A 21569-nucleotide genomic window follows, 5' to 3' on the forward strand; every position below is an offset into this window, starting at 1 on the left:
TTCATGATGCGGCCAGAAACCGGACCAGCACGTTGCCCATGCCACGACGATTTCTGATGCAGTCGTCGCAAAGGCGCAAGGATGGCACTCCAGGCATGGTCTCGGCGCCATTGACCAACCGATAGTCCAGCGTCGGCTCGTCTCCACAGGATGAGCAAACGTTCGTCCCACCCTCCGCCTCTACGGCGTGACGGGACAGAGCCGCCAGGTGTGGTTCGACTCGGTCAACAATTGAGTACCAGTAGGCGCTGTGCGGCTCGACCTGTTCCATGTACCGTTTCAGGTCGTCTGGATAATGTTCGGCAAGCCACGTGTAGGCGACTTCCCGACGCCGCTGGTCGTTCTGAACGAGGGTTTGATAGAGCTCGATCTGCAGGCGCAGGGATTCACGCGGGTGTTTGCTGTTAAGTGCATAGAGTTGAACAAGATTGACCGCGAACCGGACGCCGCCGCTATAGGCCTCTCTGACTGTGCCGATGCAATATTCCCGCAGATCCTCCTGTGAACCAGTCATCTGTTCGATGAGGCTCTGGTCATAGCGCCACGGATGCAGGCCAATTTCCATTCGCCACACATCGAGGTAGCCGCTGCTACGGAGGGCAGCTGCTATGACTGGATCCGCGTCAGGCCGATTGACGAGTAAGGGATAGATATCGTTGAGGCTCTCGACATCAGGATCAACAGACCGTGCTGCGGCGAGGACGGCGTTCTGGGCTTTATGCGTGGCCTTGACTGGGTTCCTGCGAGCTTTCGACCATTTCACCTCCTGGGGAGGAACCGTCTCTGTCTCGACCGGCACCTCTACCAGCAAGGGGCTAAGCCGCAGAACTTCCGGTGAGCAATAGTCGGCGTCCGGAACAAGATCGATGCCGGCCTTCTTGTACACCCTTGCAACCAAACGGGAGCAGAACTGGCGTTTCGTCCTCGGCTTACGCATTGAACGCGCTGCGGGCACTGAACGCCCAGCCTCCGGCAGCGAATAACGCGCACCAATCTCGGCGCGGGCATAGTCAATAACGCTCGATAAGACTTCCTGTGTGACGGGCTCCTTAAGGCGGAAGTGAAATACCTTTTCATCGTCCCGGAACAGCTCGCGCTGCAGATTGCGCGCCTGAACGCCGTCCATTGTCGAGTCGATGAAGGAGCCATGCTGTACGCAAATCATAGCGTGAGACACGATGCCATGCGTCGCGATGCGGACCGCTTTGCTGGTGCCGGGTCGTGCCGTGAACAGAATGTCTCCCGGCTCAACGCTGTCGATCTTGATGCGCTTCATATCTCCCCCGACTAAACCGCTCAGAGTGCGGTTACACGAAAGTTACACAGAAACAAGCGGCGTGATTGAAGTTCACGTAACTTGTTGAAAAATTTGGTGGGCGATACTGGGTTCGAACCAGTGACCCCTACAATGTCAACCGCAAAAGCTGGGAATGACTAGTCGAAAACGAACAATTATATATCTGATATACCGTCATTTCTATGAAGTATTCCCACATCATTACTTCACTTTCTATGTAACATTTGCTATAAATCGGTTACATGAAAGTTACATGAAATGCCTAAGTTATTTTTGGATGATTCCGTTGTCCTTGCCGCTAACTGCCCTTCTGAAAAAGACCAGGAAATCTATTGGGACCATCCCGTGGGATTGGATCGGCGTATCCGCAACGGCTCCGTCTCAGGGTTAGGTCTGCGCGTCACAGCGTTGGGGCATAAATCCTTTGTCCACGCCTATCAGTTCAACGGCAAACGTTACCGGAAGGCTCTGGGCTCCACCATCGTCCTCAACGTAGCCTCTGCGCGCCTGGCCGTCGGCCAGCGGCAACGTCAGTTGGAGGCCGGCGAAAATCCTGACCTTGATGACTGCGACAAGCGCCGCGCCCATCTCCTGACGGTCCGCGAGGCTATTGACCGCTATTGGGAGAGTCATATCCAGACGCTATCGGCGGGGTATCAGGTCAACTTCGCAATATTTGTGGCGACGTGGCACCGGAAGCGGCCGAAAAAGGTCACTCGTCGAGGTCATAACATCCGCAAACCGTATATTGACTTCGGTTCGATGTTTGCGGACCGGCCGTTTTCCTCGATCAAACCCTTGGACACTGAACGATTCCAGCGGCAGTTTTCCTCGCCGTACAGCCACAACGACGCCTTGGGGCACGTTACGGCGCTATTCAACTGGGCGATCCGGATGCAGCTCGTGGATATGCGCAACCCGTGCAGCCCGATCAGGGCGCGGAAAGTGATGCGGCGCCGCCGGGACTATTCCACCGAACAGATTAGGCAGATTGCGGCCCACATCTTCTATCCGATCCTCGATGTGCCGCCCGAAACCGCCAAGCTCGAAGGGCTTGCCAAACGGGATACGGCCCTGGTCAAGGCGCGGATAACAACTACCAACGACCAGATGCAGGAGCTCTGCAATTTCATGGGCATCCTGTTCCTGACCATGGCCCGCCCCAGTGACCTGACCAACGCGGAATTCGACCATTTCGATCTGGAGAAACTGGTCTGGCACAAGCACAATACCAAGGGCCTCAAGCTCTCGCGTTCGCTCTATGAATACGCCTATCGTTCGGTGCCCATCCATCCTCGGGTTGCCGGGATGGTGCAGGCCCAGCGCCTTCGCTGGCCTGAAAGCAAGTTGCTGTTCCCGTCGCACACGGACATGGCCCTGCCCCGCGACAACTTCCGCAAGGGGCTAGACAGGTTCAAAGCCCTTCCGGGTGTGCCGGAGTATTTCCAGCTTTACGACCTCAAGCGGATTGCGATTTCGCTGATGCTGACCGGTCAGGGTGTATCGCACGAGGCGATCTCCCATTACGTGGACCACAAGGGCAATCTCGAAACCACCATGATCTACGATCTCGGACTGGTGGATCCGCTGCGCCCGGTGACCGAACGGCTTGGCGTGCTGCTCGGCATCTAGAACGCGTCTCAGGGCTCGTCCCGCCAGATCTCCCGCCGCACGAACCTGATTTCGACGAGACGGCGGTATCGCCCGGTGATCGCCTCCTCTCCGACTAGGTGCACAAGCTCGGCATCAATGTGTTCTGACCTGCCGCACTTCTCGCAACGGCGGAAATCCGACCTGATCAGGACAATCGTCAGCAATTGGCTGACAGCCAACGCCTATTTGCCGGTTCCGCTGGAGCTTGATGAGGACAGTGAGACAGACGGGACCGCCTAAGGAAGCGCGATGAGGATCGCTGTCCCCCTCCTCCATAGAGCAAAGAGCGATAGCTTGAAATTGTGCGATTCCGCGAGGCCGGCGATACGCTTGACTCGGCAAAAATCCGGATCATATCTTCGCTATTTGAGGTAAAGCGACAGCCTATTTCTCTGGTTGCCTCGCTACACCTGACCATCAGTCTGTCGACGTTTCTGGAGCGATACGATGACCCAGCACCGGCTGAATGGTACCTTGCAATGTCCCGAATGCGGCACGGTTCGCCTTGATCTTCCGGACCAGCCCGATTCCAACACCGTCATCCCGTGTTCGACGTGCCATAAGCCGATGGGCACGTGGGGCGAGCTCCGGCATGATTTCGTGCGACAGGCGGGCAAAGGCGTGTTTGCGCTAGTAAGGCCAGTTCATTAGGATCGACTAAACGCGCCCGCTCTTGGCGGCCACGCCCGGCTGAGTCCGGACATTCGGCAAAGCCGTGCCGAAGTGGCGTTGTTCTTCCTCGCCGTAGGCACCACTGGTCAGCTTGATCATTCCGGGACGGTCGACGATCGTGATCTCCCCGCGCCTGGCGTGGATCAGCCCCCGGTACTCCAGCATTTGCAGTGAGGTAGTGACGCCGGGACGCCGTGTTCCGAGCATCGTCGCCAGAAATTCGTGCGTCAGATAGATTTTGTCGCCCTCCACCCGGTCATGAACCATCAGCAGCCAGCGCGCCAGTCGTTCCTCAAGCTTTGAATGGCCATTGACCAAGGCCGTCCGGGAAGACTGGATCAGGAAGGCATGGGCGTACCGCAAAAGCGATTCACGAAGGGTCGCGCTTTCCGAGAGTACCGCACGAAGCTTGGCTGCCGGCAGGCACCAGCCATCGCTGGCGACCTGGATATAGGTTTCGTTCGGGGAGCTGTCGCGGCCGAGAATGACCGCAACCCCTGTCATGCCATCGTGTCCGATGAGGCCGACTTCACTTTGCCTGCCCCCTGACATGGCGGCGACCACAGAAGCAATGCCTGCCTCGGGGAAATAGACGTGTTGAATGGGCCTGTTGGCGTCTTCCAGCCGCGCCTTGATGTCGAGAACAACGTGGTGCATCGAAGGCTGCAACAGGGCAAAATCTTCGGCTGCGAGTGTTTTCAAAACATAATTACGAAGGAGGGATTGGGGCATCGCTCTTCTCCCGTTACGGGCAAGAGCGCGTACCTCTCACTGTCGACTGCATCCGAATAAAGGGCGGCCGATACGTTAGCGTATACCCTATGGGCGCCACGCGCAAATTCGCGAAGCGCACCTTTAACAGGCCCTGTTCGGACGTGACGATGGATTCGCCCTTGATGCCGGCGCTCGACTTCGATCGACTTTTCGATAAACAACTTTGATGCTTTGGTGGCGGACTTCGGGCGGCGAGAATGGCAAACGCGAAATACTACATCTCCAAGGACGTCCACCGGTGGAGTGTCCGATATGACGGCAAGGACTATCCGTTCGACACTCACTCAGCTGCTGTCCTGGCCGCTGTGAACGCTGCGACATTCGCCTCAGCACAAGGGCATGAGGCCGAGGTCTTGGTTCAGGGCATTGACGGCAAGTGGCGCACCGAATGGCCGACAGCCTGAAATTGTTAAGCAGGCGCTAACCACGACACACACCCCTCATCCATCGTGAACAACCGATCCGGAGCGCGTCGATTATGCTTGGGCCTTCAAACAGGATCCTGTCGTGCTCGCGACCGCGTTCGCCTTGCTGATCTCATTCTTGGTCAGCGTCGCCCTCCTGTCCTGGGCGGCGCCTGATACGGCCAAAGCCATATCCGCCGGCTTCCAGCACGATGGCGCTATCGCATGTCCCAAGGAATCGGAGGATCCAGGTGGTGCAAACCGGGAGCTGATTAAAACCAACGGTAAGGCCGTCCTCGTCGAGAACCACCGACAAGCCAGTTGCCCGATCGAGCGGCTGCTCCACAGACAGTGATGGCTCGTATAACGCTTGACGTCATTTTCGGCATGTGAGGCAATGGTATGGCGGCGCCTTCAGCCGCGATACCCCATCAATGAAAGCCTTTGCCCATGGAAGCCATGCACGCGCTTGTGCTGACCAGAACCCAGCTGCGCGATATGCTCACAGAAGCCGCCCGGGAGGGCGCAAGCTTAGCCGTCGCGTCCTTGCGTGCCGAACTCCATCAGACGCCCGACGACGCAACCCTGCAAAAACTCCGCGCTTATCTGGCAGACCCGGCCTCCATAGCGAACCCGCAAGACCATTGGGCGCATAGGGGCCTCATCTGCCAGATTGAATCGACAACCCGTGGCAAGCCAAAATCCACCGCGTGGTTCATGAAGTTCCAGAGGCAAACCGGTCTGAACGAATGTTCTACTCGCCCAAGCCCCGCTTATGGCCGACGTAGGGAATGGACATTCGCAGACATTAAACTGGCATGGGATGCCTACTACCGGCAGCAATAGGCTCGGGCCTCAGAGCGGAGGATTTGAACTGCTCTTCCCGGCTTAAGAACTCTGAAAGCCGCCCTAACGTGGCGGCTTTCAGCATAGACCATTGGCTACTGGGCGGTGTTGGCGGCGTAGCAGACGGTAACAAGGCTCGCCGTTGGTTGAGTGGTCGGGATCGTGGTTGCACCGCCGATGGTCCCGTTCAAGCAAGCACTGGTACCGTACACAATGCGGCCTTTGGTGGCATCGATGGCGCCATCGAGGGCCTTGTCGGCTTCCTTGGCGTCTGACAGGGGAACATCGACAAACTGGACAACCATGCGTTGGTCGGCACCCACCGTGGCCATCGTGTTGACCTGTTCGGTAATGACGCCGGTGGTGGAGCTACCACCGCCGAAACCATGGTAAACAACCGTGGCGGTACCGGTACCGCTGGTACGGAAGCCAGGCAGAATGTTACGCAGATCGGTTTTATCGACATTGGAAGCCCAGCTCGCGGCGGGAATGCTGTTGGCAACCAGGACCGCCATGTTGCTGGTCGGGGTGCCGGCGGTAGTAAGGGCAACGCTTGGCCACATATGCTGGCCGGAATAGAACTGGCCGTTGGCATCTTCAACCTGCTTGAACTGGGCGCCAGCCTTGGTACCGGAGGAGCGGTTAATGAGCTGCCACCCCACAGTAATGATCACAAGCGTGATCAGAATGGCAATAATGGCGACGATCAGGATGGTCTGGTCAATCGTATAGCCCTTGTTGGAGGACATGCGGCTGAGCAGGCGGTTGAAGGCGAGGTTCATTGTCAGGGGATTCCTTACTGGTTGAGCAGTTACATTGTGTAGATGCTTAACCGTATAATATGCCGCACAAATAATTCTGACACGAGGCCAAACGGTTTCTTGTAGGGGTGTGTGTGCTTTGCGCCGCAGGTGTTGCCGGGCGCGCGCCCGACGGCGGCGGCAACTGCCAATTCGCCGGCCTGGAACCTTCCTGACACATTCGATGGTCACCGCAGTGGCGAAGCGGCAACGGCGGTTGCTCCATTTGGTATCACTGGCGACGCCAAGCGGCTGGGGTTGCGGTAGAGTGACTTTATGCGCCTCCTTTTCCGCCTTTTAGTGTTGGCCGCCACCCTGGCGGCGGCGCCGGCATGGGCACAAGATTGGGGCCAGGTCGCCAACGTCTCGACCACCATGGGCGTCACCGGGAGCCGGCTTTGTTACGGCGAGGCAAGCCGGGGCGACATCGGTTGCCCGGCCGACGCGCCGGTTGTCAGCGGCTCGACGATCACGGGTACGTTTGTGGGCGACGGCTCTGGCCTCACCGGCGTCACGTTTACAACCGATCGCATTGTGAGCGGCACAAGTGCGGCCGTTATCGACCGGAACGGTGTCCTGACCTTGGCCGGGAGACTTGAAATCGTGACCGGCACGAATGTGGTCGCGATCGGCAACAATGCCGGGTCGACCAATTCTGGCGCCGATGTCGTTGTCATCGGCACTAACGCCGGGTCGACCAACAATAGCAGCAACGTAACGCTGGTGGGGAGGTCGGCCGGATACGCCAACTCAGGGACATGGGTCACGGGGGTGGGTGATTACGCCGGGCAAACTAACACCGGTAGTGCGCTCACAGCCGTGGGACATGCCGCCGCCCAGAACAATATCGGAAACAACGTCACCGCCCTCGGGGCCTGGGCTGGCACATCCAACACCTACAGCAACGTCACCCTGCTGGGCTACAAGGTTTATACTGCCGACAAGTCCAACCAGGTGGTGCTGGGCAATGGCAACGTGGTTGAGGTGAGCACCAGCGGCGTTTACGTCGGCAAGGGCGTCAGCATCACCGGCACGGTCTCCGCCACCTCTTTCGTCGGTAATGGCTCCGGGCTGACCGGCGTCAGTGCGGTCACCGACCGCCTTACCTCTGGCACCTCAGTGGCAACCTTAACCCCAAACGGCAACCTTACCGTCCGTGGCCTGCTCGATGTCGTCACGGGCACCAGCGTGGTGGCCGTGGGCAGTGGTGCCGGGCAAAACAACAGCGGCTCGTACGTCACGGCAGTGGGCTACCAGGCGGCACAATACAACACCACCAGTAATACCACTGCGACGGGCTATGGGGCCGCCGCCAATAACACCGGTTTCGGGCTTACCACCATGGGCTATGGGGCGGGCGTGATTAACACAGGGAACTACAGTGTCGCCATTGGTGTGGATGCCGGGCACTACAACAACGGCCCCCAGCTGACCGCCGTCGGATACGACGCCGGGTCACGTAACTCCGGCACGCAGGTTTCCGCCTATGGCTATTACGCGGGTTATTCCAACACCGGAAGCAACACCACGGTAATCGGTTCGTATGCCGGTTACCAAAACTCCGGTACAGCCGTTACGGCAATGGGCTATCAGGCAGCACAGAACAATACCGGCAATAACACAACGGCGGCGGGGTACTTGGCAGGCCAGGCCAATTCCGGCCTCTACCTCTCCGCCTTGGGCTATGGTGCAGGGCAGATTAACAGCGGGGACTATGCCACCCTGGTCGGCGGCTTTGCCGGGCAGAATAACACCCAGACCCACCTTACAGGCGTCGGCTATTTCGCCGGGAAGGACAATACGTCCCCCTTTGTGACGGCTGTGGGTGAGGAAGCCGGGCAGTTGAACTCCGGCTACGCCCTGGTGGCGATGGGGGTTGCTGCCGGGAAGTATAACACAGGCTCCAACTCCACCGTAATTGGATCCTACGCGGGCCAATACAATACCGGCGCCAATACCGCCGCCGTGGGTTATCTCGCAGGGCGGAACAACATCGGCAGCAACGTCACCGCCCTTGGCGCCTATGCCGTCTACACCAGCGGCGTGTCCAATACTTTCAGCAACGTCACAGGCGTCGGCTACAACGCCCAGCCTAACAAGTCCAATCAGGTGGTCTTGGGCGACGGGAATATTGTTGAAGTTTCCACCGCCGGGGTCTACGTCGGTAAGGGCGTCAGCACCACTTACGTATCCGCCAGCCTGATCGACGCAACGCGCAGCGGCACCGTCTCCGCCACCAACGGCTACTTCACCAACATCTCCGGCACCACCATCAACGGCACATTCGTCGGCGACGGCTCCGGCCTCACTGGCGTCACCGCGGCGGGAAGTGACCGCATCGCCTCTAACACCATCAAGGTCATCGCCAACGGTAACTCCAACTCCGTCAGCATCACCGAGTCCGGCGTCACCACCGGCTACTACTATAACGGCATCTGGGTCGCGGGCGGCGTCTCCACCACCGGCGCCATCTCTACCACCAACCTTTACGTCAGTGGCAGCGTAGGTATCGGCACGACAACTCCCAGCACAACACTCAACATCATGAGTGCATCGCCTATTATTCGCCTGAGCGACATAACTGGGCTCTACTCCAGCATCAACGGCTCCAGCGGTAACCTGTATTACACCAGCTATAATAGCACCCGTAACCATTACTTTATGGCAGGCGGCACCGAACTCATGCGTATCCTTGGCACTGGCCAGGTCGGTATCGGTACATCCTCCCCCAGCGCAACCCTCCACATTTACGGGGGTGCCGCCAGCAGCACCATCTTCCTCAGCCGCGCCGGCGCACCCAATACAGTGGGTATCATCGACTACTCGGCAGGCGCCATGACTATCGGAACCAATGGTGGTGACAACGTCCTTTTGCGCACCAATGGACTGACCCGCCTCAACATTGATAACAGCGGCATCGTCACCACCGTGGGCGCCATGGGCATCGCCATGAATGGCAAGACACCTTCCACCACCCTCGATATCTCCGGTTCTCTTAAGCTCTCCAACAGCGGCGAAACCTGCGACACTAACCGCACCGGCGCCATCCGCTACGTCTCGGGTGCGTTCCAAGGATGCGACGGTACCGGCTGGTCCTCCTTCAGCAACACATCCGGCACCACAACCACCGCCGATCGCATTACATCCGGCACCGCCCAGGTTATCGCCAACGGCAATACCAACTCCATCTCCATTACCGAATCCGGCGTCACCACCGGCTACTACTACAACGGCATCTGGGTCGCGGGCGGAGTCAGCACCACCGGCGCGGTCAGCGCCAGCACTGCCTATATTAACAACCGCTTGGGAATAGGCAGGACCCCCAGCGCGGCGCTGGAGGTTTCCGGAACCGTCTCGGCTACCGTCCTGCAGTTGGCAGATGGTCCGCCCACCATCTGTGGGCCATCCACCTACGGCACCATGAAAATGGTCAATGGTCGCCCTTATTATTGCCGGCAGTAGTGATCGGGTAGAGCCGGAGCCAGCGGGCTTTCCGAGGTCGTGAACTCATAAACCGTTGGCGCCGGAGTGTTGCCATGCCAATCTGCGGCCATGGGTGAGCAAGACAAGCCGAGCCTGGCAGGCATGACGATCAACGAGCGGTTATTCCATGTTGGCATTCTCGATCGGTGGGTAGCCGCAGTTCGGCGGCAAGATCGGGCCACCATGATTGAGGTGTTGCAGCAGGTTGATGTTTCCGATCCGCATCTGACGGTCGGGTGCTGGCCAACCCGAAAACGTATGGATTCTGATCGCGCTGGGCTGGCGCCTTTTGGCTCACTTCAGCAGTCAACGGCATGCGCAGAGAGCTATATTTTTCGAAGGTCGAGGAATTCGGTATGAAAAATTACGTCAGCACTTTTGAGGGGTGGGAGACGCTAACTGACGAGGAAGCGATCGAAGCGGCGACCGAAAAGCATGCCAAGGACCCTAAAACGTCCGTTGCCTATTGCGCCTTCGAAGTGTCTGGCAATCGCGGAAATTCCGAATACCTGTTCTGGTTCAATCTGTTTCTGAAACTCTCCCAAAAAGATCATATCGGATGGGCTTAGCCCATAGTCACCATAGGCCTTTTAGCTTGCGTCGATCCGGCGACGTTTCTCCCCGTCAATTCCGTTATCACGTAGTAGGAGTTTGCGATGACCGCTTTGCCCGCAAAGACAGATAAGGAGATTGAAAACTTCATCCGCAATTATGAGCTGAAGGGCGCAACGGCCCTACCGTTCTATCACGAACTGCTTGAGGAACGGGCAAGGCGCAGCCAGATCAAGCATAAGCTGAACATTGACAAGTCGCTCGCTCTCCTGCGCCAGGCAGCGATCGAACAAAGATGCATAACCTATGGGGATCTGGCGAGGGCCAGCGATGTTGCATGGAGCCAGGCACACCGGCTCATAAGTGGCGCAAACGGCCACCTCGATCGGCTGCTCGACGTTTGTTACGCCCGTGGGCTGCCGATGTTGACCGCACTTTGCGTCAATCAAAGCGGCCTGAAAACAGGTGAACTCGAAGAGTATTCTCTTGCCGGGTTTGCAGCAGGTGCTCGGCGCCTGGGAATTCCGGTCGTCGATGAATTGGCATTTCATCACGAGTCTCGGGATGCCTCTTGGAGATGGGGGCGCGAACAATCACAGTGACCTTTTTTGGCCCTTTCCGCGTGCCGAACCGACCCGCAAACCCGTACCACGTTGCGTAGATGGCGATGACAGATTCCAAATATCCGGGAGAACTGGCCTCCCCGCAGCAGATTTATGAACTGGCGGAAGAGTACCGCAAGGCGGCAACCCTGCTTCTTCCGCTCGGCCGTTCAGGCAAGCCGCTGACCTGGGCGCCGTTCAGGCTTTCCGCCATCCACGCCGTCGAACTCTATCTGACCGCGCTTTTGCTCCACCGTGGGCACAATCCCAATGAAATCCGCAAGATGCAGCACGACCTGGCGGCGCGCACAGAACATGCCCTGCAAGCGGGGCTACGCCTTCGCGTGAAAACGGCCAACCATCTTCGGTCCCTTAGCCAGAACCGCGAGTATCTGGTCACCCGCTACGGCCCCGAACTCGCCGCAACCGTCTCGCAGATCAACCGACTTACCGCCACCCTCGACCAGGTGGCGGCTAAGGTGACCGGATTGATGGCGCCGCCGCCAACGAGGCTGCCGCCATCAAAGCGAATTGCAGGCGCCGCCGAGGCTCATGCCCGCGATTCGGCGGCCTCCCTGTCCGCCTCTTCCGCCAAACCAATGACGTGATGAACCAGGAATACATCGACATAGTACGCAACCTCATCGCGCGGCATCGGCAGCTTGTTGAGCAGGTCAGTAGCAAGCCAGCTGTCAATGTAGTCACCGGCATCCCAGAGGCTTCGGGTTAGTGCTTCATTGTTCGGTTCAATCCGCTCAATAACCCTTTCGAACGCGGCGTTGGCGGTCTCAATGAGCAAAGCTCGGTCAACCCCCGCGACTGGCAGGGACGCTATAACGGCATGGGTATCCATGACGGTTGTTTCCTTATGGAATGGCGGTCTCTTGCCTCAGCATTTTCGGTCGCCATGCCGACGCTGGTTCTTGAAGAGGTGGCTAGTCGATGCGCCAGGCGCCACCTTGTGCTCACATGCGCGCGAACAGGATATCCGAGAATTTCGCAGATGCAATCCTCAGCAGAAGGGTCAGCACCGAAGGCAGTTTACCAACCCCCTTTGAAGGCCTGGGGAACCGGTCAGCTTAGACCGGAAACGCAGTATTATCTGATAAGCAGTTGATTCTGCTGCCATGCCCTCGCCAAAGAGGGTACCGCACGAAATAACCACTGTCGCTGCGGTCTCCGGGCTCGCTTGTCCGCTTTATTTTAAGCTATTGTGACTTTCAGTGTCTGTTGCAAGAGAGCTGCTAGAGGATCGTGCCGTATGGCGCTTGACCAGTATGTTTCAATGATGAAGAGCAGGGTTGGATCCCTGAGCCGTAGCGAAATGATGGAAGCTGCGGATGAAATACGACGGCTTTGTGGTTCGGCATATGACCAGATATTTGCGGAAGCGCGATCCTTGGGGAAAGATGACAGGTTTTCTCATGAGGCCGCATTGTTCCGGGCGGCGTCTATCATCTTAACTGGGGACGAATACCCAGAGCGTGATTTGGCGCACGAGATACAGCTAGAGCATGTCCCGTTCAATAAGGATTACTCACAAGAGAGTCGGGAGGCGTTTGCCGAATATATGGTCTGGAAGCTCTTAGGGTCGGATTTTTGGACGTCAGAAAAATTCAATAAATATATGCAGAAATTCAAAGCGACAATATTCCATGACGCCGAGAGCAAAGACAACGCTGACGAATACGTGTACCGAATGCTATATTCCGGCTTGTATGATTGGCAAGATTTGCTGGCCGGCCCGATCGTTACAGTGTCATAAATTTTCCAGATTCGTTACAGATCGTCAGCGGGAGATCCGCTACCCGTGAAGCTCACGGATGCAGCCGCGAAATCGTGCTGCTGCTGACGTTGAAGCGTTGGGCAACCTCCCCTCTCGCCTCCCCGGCCGCAAGTCGCGCCAGCGCTTCCCCCTGCTGTTGCTTTGTAAGCTTGGGCTTCCTGCCAAATTTGACGCCCCTCGCTTTGGCGCGAGCCCGCCCATTCGAGGTGTTTTCCAGGATCCTGCGCCTCTGCCATTTGGCGGCCCATCCGACGAGAAACAGGATGAGGTCTGACATTTCCGATGCGGTGTCGATAAAAGGCTCGTCCAGCAGGCGCAGACCAGCTCCAGCCGCGGTCACGGTGCGGAGGATATGCAGCATGTCAAAGGGATCCCGCGCCATCCGGTCGCTAACGACGGCATGCACGATGTCATCTGGTTTCAGTACCCTCAGCAGGCGCTGGAGCTGCGGGCGGTTGGTATCCTTGCCGCTTCGCTTTTCGAAGAAAATCTTCTGGCAGCCGGCTGCCTTCAGACGCTCAACCTGCGCGGCTAAATCCTGAGCCTCGGTCGAGACCCGCGCATATCCGTATTTCATTCACGTGCGCCTCCTGTTTGCTTCAAAAATCACGATATTTGCAACATCGTCGTCCTGATATTTTTGTCGATATTCCCTGTGTCGGTCACGACCGTTTGCCTAAATATCGCGCGAAAATCCCAATCCCACGTTAGTTAGCGATAGCTTATGTTCCGGCTCAAATATCGTGATTTTTGATATGCAGAACCCGCCAACGGCGCAGGCCGAGCGGCGGGTTCAGCCGTTCTGCCACGGCATGGAATCCGCCTTGATCTCTCTTTTCGAGGTAATTTTCATGCCAAACGCTATTAAGATCCCGACTATCGCGTGGGGTATCGCCGCGCTGGTCTTCTTCCCCTTCTTTCTTCCCGGTTCTTACGACATCGGTTTGTTTGCCATTCGGTTCCTGCTGGCCGCGCTATTCGCCTATTGCGCATATGGGACCTACAGGAAGGGCCTTACGGCGGATGCGAGTCTTCAACAGCGATCCCAAGCTAAACGCAATGCGTTCGGTCAGGTTGTCGCCGCTGTTGCGGCGGTTCTGCTTGGCGTCTTGGTCGGCATCGCTTTGGGGATCACCAGGTTGCCAAACTTCTCATCGGTGGCGTCCTTCGCCGCCAGCATCGAGGGCAAATACGTGGCCCAAGATGGCGTCGGTTCCAACGTTGAATTTCTGAGCGACGGGACCGCTCTCTTTGGCAGCGGTGGCAATCAAGGCGTCTGGAAATGGACGAGGCTCGATGGTGGACGTCTGAAGCTCGAGCCCGGCTCGGGCATGTTTGGGGCCCAGACAACAGTATGCGGCTACTCAGTCACCGCAAATGAGTTGCGCCTGACGAGCTGTAGCCTGGCCGTCACACTGAACCGCCGCCAATAGGCCGGCACTGTAGATGTTCGCGATCGCCGATCCCGACACGTTACATCGTCGGCGGTCGTCAGCCCCATCGTCACAACTCCGGGCGCTGGCCTGGTCGCCAGCGCAGTTCTCGGGGGCACCTACGCTCCTGGCCGCCAGAAGCAAGTGCCGCCGCGGACCGGTCCTGTAGTGAGGACGCCCTTCCGCAATTCCTTTTAACAACCGAATTCATGTCTCTGAGGATCATCACCATGAAAACGAAACTGCTCGCAGCGGGCTTTGCCGCGTCTGTTCTATCGGCTTGCTCAAGCTCGGCCGGGCCTTTCGACGGCAAATCCCAGGAAGAGCTTGCTGCGTTCATCCTGTCGGGACTTGAGGTCGGATTCGAACGTACGGATCAAAAGGGTTTCGGCCTCAAGGTCATCTCTTCGTCGACCAAACCGTTGGTCCTCGATGTTGTAGCATCGAGCGGTCAGCAGAGCCGCACCATGTTTCAGGTCAGTGTCACGCATGATGGAGGGTGCTCATTCACGTATCAGGTGAAAGATTTCACGCCGCAACAGGATCTTGGCTCCATTGGCTCCTATACGCTCAAGGCTGACCTTTCGGGGGTGTCACATGCCACGCAGACGGGCGATAACAAACCGACAACTTTCGAGGGGGCAAAGTTCCAATGCGTTGTAGGGGAAAAGTACTATTGCCAATATCGGCAGCCCGAGCTTGATAAGGGCGAATGGCCTCGGATTGGCCCGCTTGACGATTCCCGCAAGACCAAAGGGGATGCGGCAGAAAATCGTCTGAACGATGCGATCCACTACATGAAGGCCAACTTCTGCAAAAAATGACCGATGTGTCTTAGCGGGTGCTCGGGGAGCGGGAGGGACGCCCTCGCATGAGTCTCGGCAGGTTCGGTAGCGGTGGGAGATTCCGGGCGCAAAAAACACCGGCCCACCAACGGTGGCATGTTAGGTTCAGTTTCCGGGCCTCCGGGCCTCCGGGCCTCGTCATCGGCCTGAGTTGGCTGTGCACCCGTTCAACAGGAGTTCCATATGGCACAAATTCTTTCGCCTGATGCGACTATTGCCGACATAGTGACAAAGCTTGACGACCCAAAAGAGTACCTCAGGGCCGTCTTCTCTAACATGCACGAATGCACGAAGAAATTTGGATCGGCGCGAGTTTACATCGGTCTTTCGGGGGAAGGTAAACGCCCGCACTATCGAATTGAGCCCGACCGAAATCGTACAGTTCAGATAAGCGACGCCGCATTTCGAGACGCTATCCTGGGACGCGGAAAGCCAAATCGAGCTGACCGGGAAGACCTGGAATATATGACCTCCTTCACAACCGCGTACAACGGAAGCAGCCACAAAACATTAAAAACGGAGGGCGGTATCGGCCGAAATAATTGGAGCAATCGCTCCATGACCGTAGAGGAAATTCAAGAGCTTAGGGAATCGTTAGACGGTAAGAGGCGTCCGATTTAAGCAATTGGCAGCCCTGGAGAACCAGAGCCACTTTAAGGCGGGTAGAGGGACGATCTTGTGTTGGCGGCACACATAGAGACGCCGCAGCTGCGGCTTGGCCGCAGGGAATCCGCATTGACCCTTTCCTTCGCCGACGACGATGCTAGAAAGAAAAAATGCTCCAGCCGCTGCTCGACCCCGCTGTCGCCGATGAGGCGCCAACTTCTCCGGTCCTGACCGGCTATGACGAAGAGCATTTGCTGACCTACATTCGCCTGCTCGATGCAGCCACCGAGGACGCCGACTGGCGGGAAGTGGCCAAGATCGTTCTGCACATCGATCCTGAGACCGAGCCCGAACGCGCTTTCCGGGCCTGGGAGACGCATCTTGCGCGTGCGCGGTGGATGACGACGAACGGGTTCAAATATTTACTGGCAGGTGGTGCCCCGCATTGAGAACCTTGGCAGAGGACCGTCGGGTGGGCGGGGAGCGCGAGGGGCGGGCCAGGGGCGCCCTCGCCTGGGTCTCGGCCGGTTCGACATCGGCCGGGGACCATTCCGCACGCAAAAAAGCCGGGGCATCGCTGCCCCGGCCTTAGGCGATGAAGGTGGCTACTCCGCCGCGATTGCCAAGTTTTTGCCGTCAACCTTGACCGGCGCTCGCAATGCGGCGGGAAGCCAAGCCTTGCCGTCCAGTTCCTTTTCGGCCTGCAAGACGCCTTCGGGTTTCGGGGCGCGTTCAACCGCTTTCGCGGCCTCTTCCGGGCACCCGGCTTCGCGCATCACGCCACTGATGTCGGCCTTCGACAGCCGCGACAGGAACGCCGCTTCCGGTGCCCACCACAGGCCCATATCCAGTCCGAGTGCTTCGGCCATCAGGTCGGCGTTGGCGATGCGTTCCTTGCCGGTTTCATGGCGGGCCACTACGGCGTTGAGATTGGCTGCCGTCACCACCGCCAACAGCTCCATCAAGACGTCTTGTGGCTGATCCATCAACCAGAGCCACAGGTCGTTGGGGTTTCCGGGCAAGCGGTGTCCCCACATTTCCAAGACCTCGTTCCAGCCGGTCAAAGCCCGGCAGGCATCCGGCTCCTTGATGGATGGGGCGAGATTGCGGCGCTGGCCGGTGACTTCCACCGCAGCCTCGATGCGCCCATGGTGGTAGTCGTAAAACGTCCGGCTCACCAGCGCATGCAGGATGGCGACCAATGCGACTTCGGGACGGTTCGAGAGTTCCACACGCAAGGCTGCGGTGCGAATAGCTGTCAGTTCCTCGGTGAGGGCCGCCGACATACCGGCAACCTCAACTTCGTTGGCTTTCCCCTGCGCCGGGTCGTCGCCCTCATCATCGTCACTGCCTGCGTTGCTGCCCTGTAAGGCCGCTAGGGCCTTCAGGTCTTCGGCCTTCACCAGCCCCGGCGTCACCTGCACCGTTCCTCCGTGGGAAATGGCTACGACACAGCCCGCCAGCGCCATCTCTTGCGGGTCAAAGGCCTCTGCGGCGTTCTGGATGGCCTCCATGCGGCTTTCCAGTGCCTGCAGCTTGGCCTCATCGGCCTCGATTTGCGGGTCGCCCTCGGCATAGGCGTCGATGGCCTCGGCCAATTCGTCATACTGGCCGCCGAGTGCCGATAGCTCTACCTGCTCGGTCTCGGTAGGGTCACGGCGAACGGCGTGGATACGCCCAAACCCGCAGCCATGGATGAAGGTGGTGTCGAGGCTGATTTCCACCCATTTCCAGCCGAATAGACGCAATTCCTCGGCCATCGTCTCCAGCCGGTCGCTGGCAAGCTTCACCAGCAGGGGCCGGTCGGTGAGGAACGTCAACTCATCTTCGGCAAACAGGTCGCGCAACACCCCACCCCCGGCAGCTTCGTACGCTTCGATGCCGACATAACGGGCCAGCCGGTCTGTTCCACGCACGTGCGCGTTAGTCAGGAATGACCGGAGATTGGAGGGGTTGCGGCTCCAGCCATCCTGCTCGAACCACGCTGCCTCCTGCGCTGTATGGTCGTCGCTCACCGCGAGAGCCTTGGCTTGCTCAAGTGTCACCTCGTCGGCTCGCATGGCATCGAGAATGCGCGGCGACAGGCTGGACAGTTTCAGGCGCTGGCGCACCGTGACAATCGACTTGCCGAAACGGGACGCAATGTTCTCGGCTGCCATACCCTGTTCCACAAGGTCGCGGTAGGCAATGACCTCGTCCACCGGGTGCATCGGCTCCCGTTGGTCGTTCTCGGCCAGCGAAATCTCGGTATCACTGCCGTCTTCGCGCAGGATGGCCCTGACCGGATAGTCCTTCGTCACGGTCACGCCCTGCACGGTGCGGCCCTCGTCCAGTAGGAACCGCAATGCCCCTAGACGCCGCCCTCCCGCGACGACCTCGAACTTGGCTCCCTTCGGGGCCTTGCGGGTCACGAGGTTGTGGATGAGGCCGTGGGCTTCGATGCTGGCGGCCAATTCGGCCCTGCCTGCCTCGGAATTGACGCGGCGGACGTTGGCCCTGCTCGGTACCAACTTGCCGAGCGGGATGGTGATTTCAGCGGTATTCATGACTTGCTCCTTTGATTTTCGTTTCAGGAAAACCCTTCCCCTTCGGGTTCAGGTCACCTGAACCCCTGCCTCGCGGCGAGTAGCGGGGAGAGAGGGGGCAAGTCCCGGGGGCGGAGGGGTCTCCCCGGTCTGCACGGAGCGAAGCGGAGGAAGATGGGGGAAGCCGCCCGCGGCGGCTTGCAGGGAGAGAGGGCCGCGCGCCTCTCTCCCCGTCTCACAAGAAAGGTGCCGCCAGGCACATCCATATCGGCGCAGCCGTGCCGCGAGAGCGGCTCCAACAAAGAAGGGCGTACAAGGCGGAAGCACCGAAATGCCCGCCAGCGGGACCAAGTCAGTTCGGTGCTGGAGAAAGTTCGTGGCCCTGAGACCGGTTCAACAGGGCGGCCGCAGGAGCATCAGCATAGCGCCGCCGTCAGGCGGGATGCGGGACCGACAGCCCCCGGCGAAGGGCGCCTTATTGACTGCGCCGACCTCATGCAAATAACTGCCAAGACTTGCGACTGGCAGATGGCCTATTGCAACAAATCGCTCCGAAGCTTCCCGCAGGCTCTCGTTGCCAGCCACAGCGCCCGCGCCAAGTGTGATGCCCAGGCCCGACGAGCCCGTTCCCGATCACGCTCCGGGTCGATACTCAGCGTAACTCGTGCCACGTGACGCCAATCGGCACCCTCCGCTTCCGCGAGTAGCAGGGCGGCGTAGGTCGGGATGTGCGCCACGTCGTACTCCGTGATGGCGGCCAGGTCCGGCGCCTTGTCATCAATCTTGCGTTTGGAGGCGGGAAGTTGCCCCCAAGCTTCTGCTTCTAATGGAGGCGTGTCGATATAGCGGCCAATCGAAGTCAGATGCGACGCGATCTTGTACCGCAGGTGATCGCGACTGCCGTAGCGAGCGTCAATTTCGCCGAGCTTCTTGTACAGCCCTCTGCGCTTGCCGCGCGGAACATCGACGTCGCCCATAACGTAGTGACCAGGGCCGACGGCGCAGATGTCGCAGCCGGTTGCGGCCACCTCCTGCACGAACGCCGGAATATCCGCTTCTCGCATCCGCTTCATTTCAAAAGCCTCTTCGCATAAATGCCTTATCACAATGCTCCCGATTTGCAACCCTGCCGTGCACCCGACGAACAATGCTGAAGCACCGAAATGCCCGCCAGCGGTACCCAAGTCAGTCGAGAAAGTTTGTAGCCCTGAGACCGGTTCAACAGGGCGGCCTAAGGAGCGCCAGCATAGCGCCGCCACAGGCGGGACGCGGGACCGACCGCCCCGGCGAGGGTGCCATCGATCCATTTCCAAAAGCAGTGAATTCGTCACAAGGTATCCTGAGCGCCATTTTTTTCCACAAGCTCACTTTGGCACCACCATTTCTATCGACGGCCCTGTGCTTTGATGTCATATCGCAGTATGGATGTTCACAAGACTTCACTTTTAGCTGTTTTTGATGCCAAGCAGAGGCTTGAGGTGCCGCTTTTTCAGCGGCAATACGTTTGGAGCGAAGAGCAGCAATGGCTGCCGCTTTGGGAGGATATTGAGCGGAAGTTCACCGAGGCGTTGGATGGGCGCAAAGACGCTCCTGTTCACTTCCTTGGGGCCATGGTCCTCGATCAGAAGCAAACCCCAACCGGTCATGTTGTGGTGCGCCAAGTCATCGATGGTCAGCAACGCTTGACGACGCTTCAGATATTCCTCGCGGCCTACCGAGACTTCTGCAGCGAGAAAGAGTGCCCTGCGCTGGCTGCTGAGTGCTCCAAATTTCTGGAGAATACTGGAATGATGGCCGATCAATCCGTGGACCGCTTTAAAGTGTGGCCTACGCAACTCGATCGACCTCAATTTACCGACGTAATTGTTTCCGGTAGTCGCACCGAAGTTCTGAGAAGGCATCCACTTCGAAAGAAGCCTTACGCTCGCAAGCCCGACCCTCGGCCTCGGATGGTCGAGGCCTATCTGTTTTTCTACGAGCAACTAATTGGGTTTTTCAGCGGTGAGAATGGCGAAGCGCCTCTTGCCTCAGAATTTCCCCTCACGACCCGCGTTGACGAGTGCTTTCAAACGTTGCGAAACGCCCTGATGGTGGTCGTGATCGACCTTCAGAAGGACGATGATCCACAGGTCATTTTTGAAACGTTGAATGCGCGGGGACAGCCACTGCTCCCCGCCGACCTGCTGAGGAACTACATTTTCTTCCGGGCAAGCCGCGATGGCCTCGATGTGGAGGCCAGTTACAAGCAATACTGGGCTCGTTTCGATGAAGAATTCTGGCGCGAAGAGGTTAAACAGGGGCGTCTGACGCGACCGCGTAGTGACCTTTTCATGCAGCATTTTTTGTCCAGCCGACAGGGGCAGGACATCCCCATCAAGCACCTCTACATCGAGTATCGACATTGGATTGAATCCGAGAAGCCCTTTCCTGACGTGGCTACCGAGCTCAAAACTTTGGCCCGGCAAGGCGACCAGTTTCGCCGCATCATCGCCCCCGAAAAAAGCGACGAGATCTACGGCCTATGCACATTTCTAGAGGCTTACGATATCAGGACAGCGTACCCGCTTCTCCTGGCCCTGCTTGATGCCAATCTGGAAGCGACAGAATGGCAGGCAATATCTGAAATCCTTGAGTCGTACCTTTTGCGCCGGGCAGTCTGCAATCTCGGCACAAAGAACTACAATAGAATATTCCTCGGGCTCACGCGCAATCTTCGCAGGGATGGCTTCAGCGCTGCCAAGCTCAAAGCTCTGCTCCTCGCCCAGACAGGCGAATCCGGGGTTTGGCCGGATGACGCCACTTTCCGGGAGGCTTGGGTAAGCAAACAGCTCTATGGACCGTTGAACAGCCCTAAATTGGTCCACCTCTTCAGCCGTCTCAATCAGACGTTCATGTCCTCAAAGTCTGAAGCTGTTGTTTTCGGCACCCAGCCAACCGTCGAGCACATCATGCCCCAAACCTGGACCAAAACCTGGCCGTTGCCAGATGGTGGGCAAGGCATGGATTTTACGGAGCTGTATTCAGCCTCCCCTGCGGATCCGCGCGTGACGGCTACCAGGAAGCGCGAGGTTGCCATTCAAACGCTTGGAAATTTGACGATTCTTAGCTCCGGTCTGAACACCTCTCAATCCAATCAGTCTTGGGACAAAAAGCGGCCAGAAATGATGAAACACTCGCTGCTCCCGATTAACCAGAGCCTGCTTGAAATGTCAGTTTGGGACGAAAGCACCGTTCAGACCCGTGGAGAGCAGCTGTTCGAGCGGGCATTGAGCGTCTGGGAGCGTTAATCTG

The 21569-nt window shown here is 58.2% G+C and carries 21 protein-coding genes; 14 read left to right on the forward strand and 7 right to left on the reverse strand.

From position 1 onward, the window contains the following. Nucleotide 1: 1 nt before the first annotated feature. Nucleotides 2–1276: a YiiX/YebB-like N1pC/P60 family cysteine hydrolase gene (locus C7I87_RS20755; protein WP_149905968.1), complete on the reverse strand. Its 1275-nt coding sequence runs from the start codon at nucleotides 1274–1276 to the stop codon at nucleotides 2–4. 279 nt (nucleotides 1277–1555) lie between these two features. On the opposite strand from C7I87_RS20755, the gene C7I87_RS20760 reads away from it, so the two are divergent. Further along, complete coding sequence (locus tag C7I87_RS20760) at nucleotides 1556–2929, forward strand: integrase family protein (protein WP_149905969.1); 1374 nt, start codon at nucleotides 1556–1558, stop codon at nucleotides 2927–2929. A gap of 678 nt (nucleotides 2930–3607) precedes the next feature. Here the strand turns inward: C7I87_RS20760 and C7I87_RS20770 are convergent. Beyond that, the gene (locus C7I87_RS20770) at nucleotides 3608–4354 is read right to left on the reverse strand and encodes a Crp/Fnr family transcriptional regulator (RefSeq protein ID WP_149905971.1); all 747 of its coding nucleotides are present in this window, start codon (nucleotides 4352–4354) and stop codon (nucleotides 3608–3610) included. Nucleotides 4355–4593: 239 nt separating this feature from the next. Between C7I87_RS20770 and C7I87_RS20775 the strand changes: the two genes are divergently transcribed. The 3 genes from C7I87_RS20775 (at nucleotide 4594) to C7I87_RS20785 (ending at nucleotide 5646) form a co-directional block, all read left to right on the forward strand. Next, the gene (locus C7I87_RS20775; protein ID WP_149905972.1) at nucleotides 4594–4800 is read left to right on the forward strand and encodes a DUF2188 domain-containing protein; all 207 of its coding nucleotides are present in this window, start codon (nucleotides 4594–4596) and stop codon (nucleotides 4798–4800) included. Between the two features lie 103 nt (nucleotides 4801–4903). Then, the gene (locus C7I87_RS20780) at nucleotides 4904–5155 is read left to right on the forward strand and encodes a hypothetical protein (RefSeq protein WP_149905973.1); all 252 of its coding nucleotides are present in this window, start codon (nucleotides 4904–4906) and stop codon (nucleotides 5153–5155) included. Between the two features lie 95 nt (nucleotides 5156–5250). Beyond that, on the forward strand, nucleotides 5251–5646 hold the full coding sequence (locus C7I87_RS20785; protein WP_149905974.1) for a hypothetical protein: 396 nt from the start codon (nucleotides 5251–5253) through the stop codon (nucleotides 5644–5646). Nucleotides 5647–5741: 95 nt separating this feature from the next. On the opposite strand, the gene C7I87_RS20790 is transcribed toward C7I87_RS20785, so the two are convergent. Beyond that, nucleotides 5742–6428 carry a hypothetical protein gene (locus C7I87_RS20790; protein ID WP_149905975.1) on the reverse strand — a complete coding sequence of 229 codons (687 nt, stop codon included), beginning with the start codon at nucleotides 6426–6428 and terminating at the stop codon, nucleotides 5742–5744. A 294-nt stretch (nucleotides 6429–6722) separates the two neighbouring features. Here C7I87_RS20790 and C7I87_RS20795 point away from each other — a divergent pair, with 294 nt between their 5' ends. The 4 genes from C7I87_RS20795 to C7I87_RS20810 all read left to right on the forward strand — a co-directional run bounded on the left by C7I87_RS20795 (nucleotide 6723) and on the right by C7I87_RS20810 (nucleotide 11691). Beyond that, a complete protein-coding gene (locus C7I87_RS20795; protein ID WP_149905976.1) occupies nucleotides 6723–9908 on the forward strand; it encodes a beta strand repeat-containing protein in 3186 nt (1061 codons plus the stop codon). 377 nt (nucleotides 9909–10285) lie between these two features. Beyond that, complete coding sequence (locus C7I87_RS20800) at nucleotides 10286–10498, forward strand: hypothetical protein (RefSeq protein ID WP_149905977.1); 213 nt, start codon at nucleotides 10286–10288, stop codon at nucleotides 10496–10498. Nucleotides 10499–10585: 87 nt separating this feature from the next. Beyond that, entirely contained in the window at nucleotides 10586–11083 is a 498-nt protein-coding gene (locus C7I87_RS20805; protein ID WP_149905978.1) for a hypothetical protein, read from the forward strand. Between the two features lie 65 nt (nucleotides 11084–11148). After that, entirely contained in the window at nucleotides 11149–11691 is a 543-nt protein-coding gene (locus C7I87_RS20810) for a HEPN domain-containing protein (RefSeq protein WP_246696331.1), read from the forward strand. On the opposite strand, the gene C7I87_RS20815 is transcribed toward C7I87_RS20810, so the two are convergent. Continuing rightward, nucleotides 11634–11936 (reverse strand): hypothetical protein, encoded by a 303-nt coding sequence (locus C7I87_RS20815; RefSeq protein ID WP_149905979.1) that lies wholly within the window; start codon nucleotides 11934–11936, stop codon nucleotides 11634–11636. The two genes, C7I87_RS20810 and C7I87_RS20815, sit on opposite strands and share 58 nt — an antisense overlap. A gap of 408 nt (nucleotides 11937–12344) precedes the next feature. Between C7I87_RS20815 and C7I87_RS20820 the strand changes: the two genes are divergently transcribed. Beyond that, complete coding sequence (locus C7I87_RS20820; RefSeq protein ID WP_149905980.1) at nucleotides 12345–12848, forward strand: hypothetical protein; 504 nt, start codon at nucleotides 12345–12347, stop codon at nucleotides 12846–12848. A gap of 52 nt (nucleotides 12849–12900) precedes the next feature. On the opposite strand, the gene C7I87_RS20825 is transcribed toward C7I87_RS20820, so the two are convergent. After that, on the reverse strand, nucleotides 12901–13446 hold the full coding sequence (locus C7I87_RS20825) for a recombinase family protein (RefSeq protein WP_149905981.1): 546 nt from the start codon (nucleotides 13444–13446) through the stop codon (nucleotides 12901–12903). 166 nt (nucleotides 13447–13612) lie between these two features. Between C7I87_RS20825 and C7I87_RS20830 the strand changes: the two genes are divergently transcribed. The 4 genes from C7I87_RS20830 to C7I87_RS20845 all read left to right on the forward strand — a co-directional run bounded on the left by C7I87_RS20830 (nucleotide 13613) and on the right by C7I87_RS20845 (nucleotide 16202). Next, nucleotides 13613–14302: a hypothetical protein gene (locus C7I87_RS20830; RefSeq protein WP_149905982.1), complete on the forward strand. Its 690-nt coding sequence runs from the start codon at nucleotides 13613–13615 to the stop codon at nucleotides 14300–14302. Between the two features lie 230 nt (nucleotides 14303–14532). After that, nucleotides 14533–15126 carry a hypothetical protein gene (locus tag C7I87_RS20835; protein WP_149905983.1) on the forward strand — a complete coding sequence of 198 codons (594 nt, stop codon included), beginning with the start codon at nucleotides 14533–14535 and terminating at the stop codon, nucleotides 15124–15126. Nucleotides 15127–15330: 204 nt separating this feature from the next. Continuing rightward, nucleotides 15331–15768, forward strand: coding sequence for a hypothetical protein (locus C7I87_RS20840; protein ID WP_149905984.1), 438 nt, complete (start codon nucleotides 15331–15333; stop codon nucleotides 15766–15768). A 155-nt stretch (nucleotides 15769–15923) separates the two neighbouring features. Then, the gene (locus tag C7I87_RS20845; RefSeq protein ID WP_149905985.1) at nucleotides 15924–16202 is read left to right on the forward strand and encodes a DUF2285 domain-containing protein; all 279 of its coding nucleotides are present in this window, start codon (nucleotides 15924–15926) and stop codon (nucleotides 16200–16202) included. 156 nt (nucleotides 16203–16358) lie between these two features. On the opposite strand, the gene C7I87_RS20850 is transcribed toward C7I87_RS20845, so the two are convergent. Beyond that, nucleotides 16359–18299: a ParB/RepB/Spo0J family partition protein gene (locus C7I87_RS20850; RefSeq protein WP_149905986.1), complete on the reverse strand. Its 1941-nt coding sequence runs from the start codon at nucleotides 18297–18299 to the stop codon at nucleotides 16359–16361. 512 nt (nucleotides 18300–18811) lie between these two features. Next, the gene (locus tag C7I87_RS36640) at nucleotides 18812–19351 is read right to left on the reverse strand and encodes a hypothetical protein (protein ID WP_306440511.1); all 540 of its coding nucleotides are present in this window, start codon (nucleotides 19349–19351) and stop codon (nucleotides 18812–18814) included. A gap of 348 nt (nucleotides 19352–19699) precedes the next feature. On the opposite strand from C7I87_RS36640, the gene C7I87_RS20865 reads away from it, so the two are divergent. After that, nucleotides 19700–21565: a DUF262 domain-containing protein gene (locus tag C7I87_RS20865; protein WP_149905987.1), complete on the forward strand. Its 1866-nt coding sequence runs from the start codon at nucleotides 19700–19702 to the stop codon at nucleotides 21563–21565. Nucleotides 21566–21569 lie beyond the last annotated feature (4 nt).

Source organism: Mesorhizobium sp. SARCC-RB16n (genome assembly GCF_008520305.1).
Taxonomy (GTDB): Bacteria; Pseudomonadota; Alphaproteobacteria; order Rhizobiales; family Rhizobiaceae; genus Mesorhizobium.